The sequence below is a fragment of the Enterobacter sp. 725m/11 genome (assembly GCF_011683705.1).
Lineage (GTDB): Bacteria > Pseudomonadota > Gammaproteobacteria > Enterobacterales > Enterobacteriaceae > Enterobacter > Enterobacter bugandensis.
The window spans coordinates 23,115-31,635 of record NZ_JAAQOK010000049.1 but is presented as its reverse complement, the minus strand read 5'-3'; the positions used below and the strand labels follow the sequence as shown (position 1 = coordinate 31,635).

The 8,521-nt window shown below is 58.5% G+C and carries 7 protein-coding genes; 4 read left to right on the top strand and 3 right to left on the bottom strand.

Going from position 1 to position 8,521, the window contains the following annotated elements:
* The 3 genes from HBA26_RS18555 to HBA26_RS18545 all read right to left on the bottom strand — a co-directional run.
* Positions 1–1,611, bottom strand: a 1,611-nt coding sequence (locus tag HBA26_RS18555) for a DNA topoisomerase III (RefSeq protein ID WP_166720975.1), incomplete at its 3' end; no start/stop codon positions are given.
* Between the two features lie 4 nt (positions 1,612–1,615).
* A complete protein-coding gene (gene selD / locus HBA26_RS18550) occupies positions 1,616–2,659 on the bottom strand; it encodes a selenide, water dikinase SelD (RefSeq protein WP_166720974.1) in 1,044 nt (347 codons plus the stop codon).
* Positions 2,660–2,775: 116 nt separating this feature from the next.
* Positions 2,776–3,327, bottom strand: a complete 552-nt coding sequence (locus tag HBA26_RS18545; RefSeq protein WP_045261605.1) for an NAD(P)H nitroreductase — start codon at positions 3,325–3,327, stop codon at positions 2,776–2,778.
* A 167-nt stretch (positions 3,328–3,494) separates the two neighbouring features.
* On the opposite strand from HBA26_RS18545, the gene sppA reads away from it, so the two are divergent.
* The 4 genes from sppA to HBA26_RS18525 all read left to right on the top strand — a co-directional run bounded on the left by sppA (position 3,495) and on the right by HBA26_RS18525 (position 8,512).
* Positions 3,495–5,351 carry a signal peptide peptidase SppA gene (gene sppA, locus HBA26_RS18540; protein WP_063153844.1) on the top strand — a complete coding sequence of 619 codons (1,857 nt, stop codon included), beginning with the start codon at positions 3,495–3,497 and terminating at the stop codon, positions 5,349–5,351.
* 63 nt (positions 5,352–5,414) lie between these two features.
* The gene (ansA, locus tag HBA26_RS18535) at positions 5,415–6,431 is read left to right on the top strand and encodes an asparaginase (protein WP_028012774.1); all 1,017 of its coding nucleotides are present in this window, start codon (positions 5,415–5,417) and stop codon (positions 6,429–6,431) included.
* A 9-nt stretch (positions 6,432–6,440) separates the two neighbouring features.
* Complete coding sequence (pncA, locus tag HBA26_RS18530; RefSeq protein WP_126345729.1) at positions 6,441–7,082, top strand: bifunctional nicotinamidase/pyrazinamidase; 642 nt, start codon at positions 6,441–6,443, stop codon at positions 7,080–7,082.
* A 173-nt stretch (positions 7,083–7,255) separates the two neighbouring features.
* Positions 7,256–8,512, top strand: coding sequence for a glycoside hydrolase family 18 protein (locus tag HBA26_RS18525; protein WP_126345730.1), 1,257 nt, complete (start codon positions 7,256–7,258; stop codon positions 8,510–8,512).
* Positions 8,513–8,521 lie beyond the last annotated feature (9 nt).

Here is an 8,521-nt window from a genome sequence, read left to right as displayed (position 1 = left end):
TCCGTCGTCGGCAGCGTCAGATGTGTATAAGAGACAGTCCGTACCCAGTCCATCAGTGGCGCGCAGGATCTTCTTCAGATCTTTATCCTGCACAAAGCGGGCGATCCCGGTCATGGCTGACAGCAGCGTCGCATCGGTGAAGTGGCGCGGCGGCTGGGTCTGACGTTCAACCACTTCGCCCTTCTCGCACAGCAGTTCGTCGTCTTTAGCGACCACCGGCAGCGGCGTGCCGTCGTTCTCCTCATCGCGCTCTTTGTTGCCGAGGAGCGTGCGCCAGCCCGCTTCCGCGAGGAAACGCGCTTTAGCGATAAACTTGCCTTTGGCAATTTCCAGCTCGATGACGCACTTGCGGAACACCGCGTCCGGGCAGAACTGCATCAGGTACTGACGGGCGATCAGGTTATAGACCTTCGCTTCGTTGTCGGTCAGGTTGACGCTGCTGGCGCGCGCCGTCGGGATAATCGCGTGGTGGGCATCGACCTTTTTGTCATCCCAGCAGCGGTTATGGGTGTCCGGGTTAACGACGGACTGCGGGAGCAGATCCGGCGCGTGGACGCCGATGGCATTCATCACCGAGTGGCGTCCGGCAAAGTGCTCTTCCGGCAGATAGCGGCTGTCCGAACGCGGGTAGGTGATCAGCTTGTGGGTTTCGTAGAGTTTCTGGCAGATATCCAGCACGTTCTGCGCGCTGAGGCCAAAGCGCTTCGCGGCCTCAATCTGCAGAGCAGAAAGGGAGAACGGCAGCGGCGCGGGTTCTGATTCCCGTTTATCGTTATAGCTGGTAACGATGGCCGGCTGGCCGGTAATGCGGTTAACCACATGCTCCGCCAGCGGACGATGCAGCAAACGCCCCTCTTCATCCTGGTACGACTCGCAGGCGTCGCTCGGCTGCCAGACGGCGGTAAAGCGCTCGTCTTTAGGCGTGACGATATGCGCTTTCACTTCAAAGAAATCTTTGGCGACGAAGTTCTCGATCTCTTCGTCGCGACGCACCACCAGCCCCAGCACCGGCGTCTGCACGCGGCCCACGGAGAGTACGCCCTGATAGCCCGCGTTACGCCCGAGGATGGTGTAGGCGCGGGTCATGTTGATGCCGTACAGCCAGTCCGCTCGGGCGCGCGCTAAAGCAGAGACGCACAGGGGGATAAACTCGCTGTTGGAACGCAGGCGCGAGATCGCCCGCTCAACGGCCTGCGGGTTGAGGTCGTTGATCAGGCAGCGCTGCACCTGCTGGCGCTTTTCCGGCGCCAGCTCAAGATAGTCCAGCACTTCGTCCACCAGCAGCTGCCCTTCTCTGTCCGGGTCACCTGCGTGGACCACCTCCGTTGCCTCATGCAGGAAGCGCTTGATGACGTTGAGCTGTTTGGTGACGGACGGACGAGGCTGAAGACGCCACTTTTCCGGCACGATGGGCAGGTCGTTGAGGTTCCAGCGGGCGTAGCGGCTGTCGTAGACGTCCGGCTGCGCCTGTTCAAGCAGGTGGCCGATACACCAGGTGACCACCTGCCCGTTACCGCATTCGATAAAGCCGTCGCCTTTGCGATGCGGTTTAGGCAACACGTCGGCGATGGCACGGGCCAGGCTCGGCTTTTCGGCAATAAACAACCGCATCGAATTAACGGATCTCAATCATCGGTCGGCCGCCGCGGGCGGTCACCAGTTCGCCGATCGCCGTCAGGGTGATGCCAAACTCGGCGGCGGTTGCCTGAACCTCGGCTTCGGATTCCGGCGTGACGGCCAGCAGCAGGCCGCCGGAGGTTTGTGGATCGCACAGCAGGTTGCGCCACGCCTCAGGCATTTCGCCCATCAGGTGCCCGTAGCTGGCGAAGTTGCGCTGGGTACCGCCCGGAACCGCGCCCTGGGCAATGTACTCTTCCACGCCAGGCAGCTTCGGCACGTCCTGATACCTGACCTGCGCCTGCACGCCCGCGCCCTGACAGACTTCAGAGAGGTGCCCCAGCAGGCCAAAACCGGTGACGTCGGTCATCGCCTTTACGCCGTCGATATTGGCGAACGCCGCGCCGGCGAGGTTCATCTGGCACATGACTTCCGTCGCCAGACCTTTGTGCTCCGGTTTGAGCAGGGATTTTTTCTCAGCGGTGGTGAGCACACCAATGCCCAGCGGCTTGGTGAGGAACAGCTTGCAGCCCGCCTGCGCGGTGCTGTTGCGCTTCACGCGCTCGGTCGGCACCACGCCGGTAACGGCCAGGCCGAAGATCGGCTCTGGCGCATCAATCGAGTGGCCGCCGGCCAGCGCAATCCCCGCCTGCTGGCAGGCGAAACGCCCGCCATCAATCACCTCGCGGGCGATTTCCGGTGGAATGGTGTTGATCGGCCAGCCCAGAATGGCGATGGCCATGATCGGCTTACCGCCCATGGCGAAGATATCGCTGATGGCGTTGGTGGCCGCGATGCGCCCGAAGTCGAACGGGTTATCAACAATCGGCATAAAGAAGTCAGTGGTGCTGATAATGCTGGTGCCGTTACCTAAGTCATAAACCGCCGCATCGTCACGCGTTTCGTTGCCGACAAGCAGGTTCGGGTCGACAAACTTCGCCTGTTCACTGTGCAGAATGGTCTCCAGCACTTTCGGGGAAATTTTACAACCGCAACCGGCTCCGTGGCTGTACTGCGTTAAACGAATGGTTTGCTCGCTCATGGACGTCTCCTGTCATCTCAATCGCGCTATGGTAGCGCTCATTCCATAAAGAGGTAAGTATGACTGTCTGAATTCTGCGGTGGATGCTCAGAATCCAGACAGTTTAGCGCGTGTAATTAAAAACGGCTGACGAAAGGCGTGGTGTCCGGCACGCTAATGGTGCTGGAGGCTTTAAGCTGCGGGGTGCCGAGGTAAAGGAAACCGACAATTTTGTCGTGCTCACCGCAGGAGAATCCTGCCCGCACTGCGGCGCTCTCGGTCAGCGGCCCGGTGCGCCAGATACCGTTAAAACCCTGCGCAACGGCGGCCATCTGCATCGCCATCACTGCACAGCCGGCAGACATTTCCTGCTCCCAGACCGGCACCTTATGGTCGGCCTGGCATTTCGCCACGACAGCGATAATCATCGGGGCGCGGAACGGCGCGTTACGCGCCTTGTCGATACCTTTCTCATCCTGCCCGGCGGCAACTGCCCCCTGCTCCAGCAGCTGACTGAAGCGATCGCGGCCTTCGCCTTCAATCACAAAGAAGTGCCACGGCTGCAGCGTGCCATGATCCGGCGCACGCATACCGGCACGCAGAATGTTTTCCAGCTGCTCGCCCGCAGGGGCGGGTTCGGCCAGACGTGACGCGCTACGACGGTTAACAAGCAGTTCGAGTGCATCCATTGGTTAACTCCTTTCTTGAAATTTACTCACAAAATTAACACGACGGCAGATTTTGTTACAGCCTGGCAGGCGATTCCTGCTGACAAGTGGCGGTTGGGTCATTACGATAACCCAACATTACCGTCCAGTGGCGACGGAAACAGTCATTTTCTGGTTAGGGAGAATACATGCGAACCCTTTGGCGAATCTTTGCCGGTTTCTTTAAATGGACGTGGCGACTGCTCAACTTCGTCCGCAACCTGGTGATGAACATCTTCTTCATCCTGCTGGTTCTGGTTTGCGCGGGCATCTGGATGCATATCAGCAACGCGAATCAGGCGCAGCATTCGACTCGTGGGGCCCTGTTACTCGATATCACCGGCGTGATCGTTGATAAACCGTCCACCAGCAACCGTCTGGGGGTGATCGGCCGCCAGCTGTTTGGCGCGACGTCAGACCGCCTGCAGGAGAACTCCCTGTTCGATATCGTCGATACTATCCGTCAGGCCAAAGACGACCGAAACATCACCGGGATCGTGCTGGATCTGAAAGATTTTGCCGGCGGCGACCAGCCTTCTATGCAGTACATCGGTAAAGCGCTGCGCGAGTTCCGCGACAGCGGCAAGCCGGTGATTGCCGTGGGCGACAGCTACAGCCAGGGGCAATATTATCTGGCAAGCTTCGCCAATAAGATCTGGCTTTCGCCACAGGGAACGGTCGATCTGCACGGTTTTGCCACCAACGGCCTGTACTACAAATCGCTGCTCGATAAGCTGAAGGTCACCACCCACGTCTTCCGCGTCGGCACCTATAAATCTGCCGTGGAGCCGTTTATCCGCGACGATATGTCCCCTGCCGCCCGTGAAGCGGACAGCCGCTGGATTGGCGAGCTGTGGCAGAACTATCTGGGTACCGTTGCCGCTAACCGTCAAATTACCGCTGAGCAGGTGTTCCCTGGCGCTCGCGGCGTGCTGGATGGACTGCGCAAGGTCGACGGAGATACCGCGAAATATGCGCTCGACAACAAGCTGGTTGACGCGCTGGGCACCAGTGCAGATATCGAAAAAGCCCTGACCAAACAGTTTGGCTGGAGCAAAGAGGACAAAAACTACAGCGCCATCAGCATGTATGACTATGCTGCGAAAAAGCCGGACGACAGCGGCGACAGCGTAGCCGTGGTGTTTGCTAACGGCGCTATCATGGACGGTCAGGAAACCCCGGGGAACGTCGGGGGTGATACTACCGCGTCGCAAATCCGCGATGCACGCCTTGACCCGAAAGTGAAAGCGATTGTCCTGCGGGTGAACAGCCCTGGCGGCAGCGTTAGCGCTTCCGAAGTGATCCGCGCCGAGCTGGCCGCAGCGCGTGCCGCTGGCAAGCCGGTCGTCGTATCCATGGGCGGCATGGCCGCGTCTGGCGGGTACTGGATCTCCACGCCTGCCAACTATATTGTGGCGAACCCAAGCACGCTGACCGGCTCGATTGGCATCTTCGGGGTGATTAACACCGTGGAAAACAGCCTGGATTATCTGGGCGTGCATACCGATGGTGTTTCCACGTCGCCTCTGGCGGATGTGTCGATGACCAAATCTCTGCCGCCGGAAGTTTCAGAGATGATGCAGCTGAGCATTGAGAACGGCTATAAACGCTTTATCACTCTGGTTGCCGACTCGCGTAAAAAGACGCCGGAACAGATCGACCAGATTGCTCAGGGCCACGTCTGGACCGGACAGGATGCGAAGAGTAACGGTCTGGTCGACAGCCTGGGCGACTTCGACGACGCGGTGAAGAAAGCCGCCGAACTGGCGAAGCTCAAGCAGTGGCACGTTGAGTATTATCAGGACGAACCGTCGTTCTTCGATATGGTGATGGACAGTATGTCCGTCTCCGTACGCGCCATGCTGCCGGAGGCGCTGCAGGCGTACCTGCCGGCCCCGGTGACCACGGCTGCGAAAGCGATGAAGGCGGAAAGCGATAAGCTCGCGGCCTTTAACGATCCACAAAGTCGTTACGCGTTTTGCCTGACCTGCGCGAACGTCCGTTAAAAACCGTCCCCTCTTCCCGTGAAGAGGGGATTTTTTTCTTTTGAAGAACAAGAACTCACTACCATGCAGAAGAAATCGATTTATGTAGCCTACACTGGCGGTACCATCGGTATGCAGCGCTCTGAAAATGGCTATATCCCCGTCTCCGGCCATCTGCAGCGTCAGCTTGCGCTGATGCCTGAATTCCACCGTCCGGAAATGCCTGACTTCACCATCCACGAATACGAGCCGCTGATGGACTCCTCCGACATGACGCCGGAAGACTGGCAGCACATCGCGGATGACATTAAAGCCCATTACGACCAGTACGACGGCTTCGTGATCCTGCACGGCACCGACACCATGGCGTTCACCGCTTCGGCGCTCTCCTTCATGCTGGAGAACCTGAGCAAGCCGGTGATCGTCACCGGGTCGCAAATACCGCTGGCGGAGCTGCGCTCGGACGGGCAGATCAACCTGCTGAACTCCCTGTACGTGGCGGCGAATTACCCGATCAACGAAGTGTCGCTGTTCTTTAACAATCGCCTGTATCGCGGCAACCGCACCACCAAAGCCCATGCCGACGGTTTTGATGCCTTTGCCTCCCCTAACCTGCAGCCGCTGCTGGAAGCGGGTATTCATATCCGTCGTCTGGGAACGCCTCCGGCACCGAACACCGCCGGCGAGCTGATTGTGCATCCGATTACCCCGCAGCCAATTGGCGTGGTCACCATTTATCCGGGCATCTCTGCGGACGTGGTGCGCAACTTCCTTCGCCAGCCGGTGAAAGCGCTGATCCTCCGTTCCTATGGCGTCGGCAACGCTCCGCAGAACGGCGAATTTCTGAAGGAGCTTCAGGAAGCCAGCGAGCGCGGAATTGTGGTGGTAAACCTGACCCAGTGCATGTCTGGCAAGGTCAATATGGGCGGCTATGCCACCGGCAACGCGCTGGCGCACGCGGGGGTGATCAGCGGCTTCGATATGACCGTTGAGGCGACGCTGACTAAACTTCACTATTTACTGAGTCAGGATCTGGACATTCAGTCCATTCGCCGCGCAATGATGCAAAACCTTCGCGGCGAGCTGACCCCGGACGAATAAGGAGCTCTCATGAAGCAACGCGCCCTGCTACTGGTCGATTTGCAAAATGATTTCTGCGCGGGCGGCGCGCTGGCCGTCGCCGAAGGTGACAGCACCGTTGACGTGGCAAATACCCTGATTGGCTGGTGCAAAGCCCGCGGTGAAGCGGTTGTCGCCAGCCAGGACTGGCACCCGGCGAACCACGGCAGCTTTGCCAGCCAGCACAACGTTGAGCCTTTCACCCAGGGTGAACTCGACGGTCTGGCGCAAACCTTCTGGCCGGATCACTGCGTACAGCAGACCGAAGGAGCGGAGCTGCACCCGCTCCTGAATCAGAAGGCCATCGACGCGGTGTTCCATAAAGGTGAAAACCCGGCTATCGACAGCTACAGCGCATTTTTCGATAACGGGCATCGCCAGAAGACGGCGCTGGATGCGTGGTTACGTCACCATGAAATCACGGAGCTGATCGTGCTGGGTCTGGCGACGGATTACTGCGTGAAGTTTACCGTGCTGGACGCGCTCCAGCTGGGTTATACCGTTAGCGTCATCACCGACGGCTGTCGTGGGGTGAACATTCAACCACAGGACAGCGCCCAGGCGTTTATGGATATGGCCGCCGAAGGTGCAACGCTGTATACGCTGGCAGACTGGCAGGAAACGCAGGCGTAGCCTTTTAAGCCGGGTGGCGCTGACGCTTACCCGGCAAAACCCCTCCCCAATCCTCATAAAGTGAACTCCCTCGCATCCTCAGCGAAGCGGCAATGCTATTCTCTTCAGGCTGTTTTTTTCGCCACGCCTTTTCTGTGGCGTGGTTATTTTTATTAAGTCAAAGAGGAACTTGTATGAAACGTTTGCCCCTGCTGGCAGCATTACCCTTGCTTTGCGCGTCGCTTGCTTCCGCCGCACCTCTGATGTCCGTGGGCTACTTTAACGGGGGTGGCGACGTCACCGCCGGACCGGGTGGCGATATCAATAAACTGGACGTTCGTCAGATCACCCATCTGAACTACTCGTTTGGTCTTGTTTATAACAACGAGAAAGATGAGACCAACCCTGCGCTGAAAGATCCGGCGAAGCTGCATCAAATCTGGCTGTCGCCAAAAGTGGCATCCGATCTGGCCCTTATCCCGACCCTGCGTAAACAAAACCCGAACCTGAAAGTCCTGCTCTCCGTTGGCGGCTGGGGAGCGCGCGGTTTCTCTGGCGCAGCGGCAACCAAAGAAAGTCGCGCGGTGTTTATCCGCTCCACGAAGGAAATTGTTGAGAAATACGGTCTGGACGGGATCGATCTCGACTGGGAATATCCAGTCAACGGCGCGTGGGGGCTGGTTGCAAGCCAGCCCGCCGACAGAGATAACTTCACCGCCCTGCTGAAAGAGATGCGCGACGCGTTCGGGCAGAAAAAGCTGGTGACCATTGCGGTGGGCGCGAATGCGGAAAGTCCGAAAAGCTGGGTGGATGTCAAAGCCATCGCCCCGCTCCTCGACTACATCAACCTGATGACCTACGACATGGCGTACGGGACACAGTACTTCAACGCGAACCTGTATGACTCCAGCGCCTGGCCAACGGTGGCTGCCGCCGACAAATACAGCGTCGATTTTGTGGTGAACAACTATCTGGCCGCCGGACTTAAGCCGAAGCAGATGAACCTCGGGATCGGTTTTTACGGCCGCGTACCGAAACGTGCGGTTGAACCGGGCATTGACTGGAGCAAGCCGGACGCGCAAAAAAATCCGGTCACACAGCCCTACTTTGGACCGCAGGAGATCGCCCTGTTTAAGTCGCTCGGCTATGACCTGACTAAAGATACCTACGTGAAGTACAACGATATCGTGAAGAAGCTGCTGAACGATCCGCAGAAACGTTTTACCGAACACTGGGACGACCAGGCGAAGGTACCGTGGCTCTCGGCAAAGGGTGCCGATGGCAACGCGCTGTTTGCGATTTCGTATGAGAATCCGCGTTCTGTCGCGATCAAGGCGGACTACATCAAAGAGAAAGGCCTCGCCGGGGCGATGTTCTGGGAGTACGGAGCGGACGACAATAATCAGTTAGCGAAACAGCTGGCGGAGTCGCTCGGGATCCCGCATAAGTAGTAAGACACA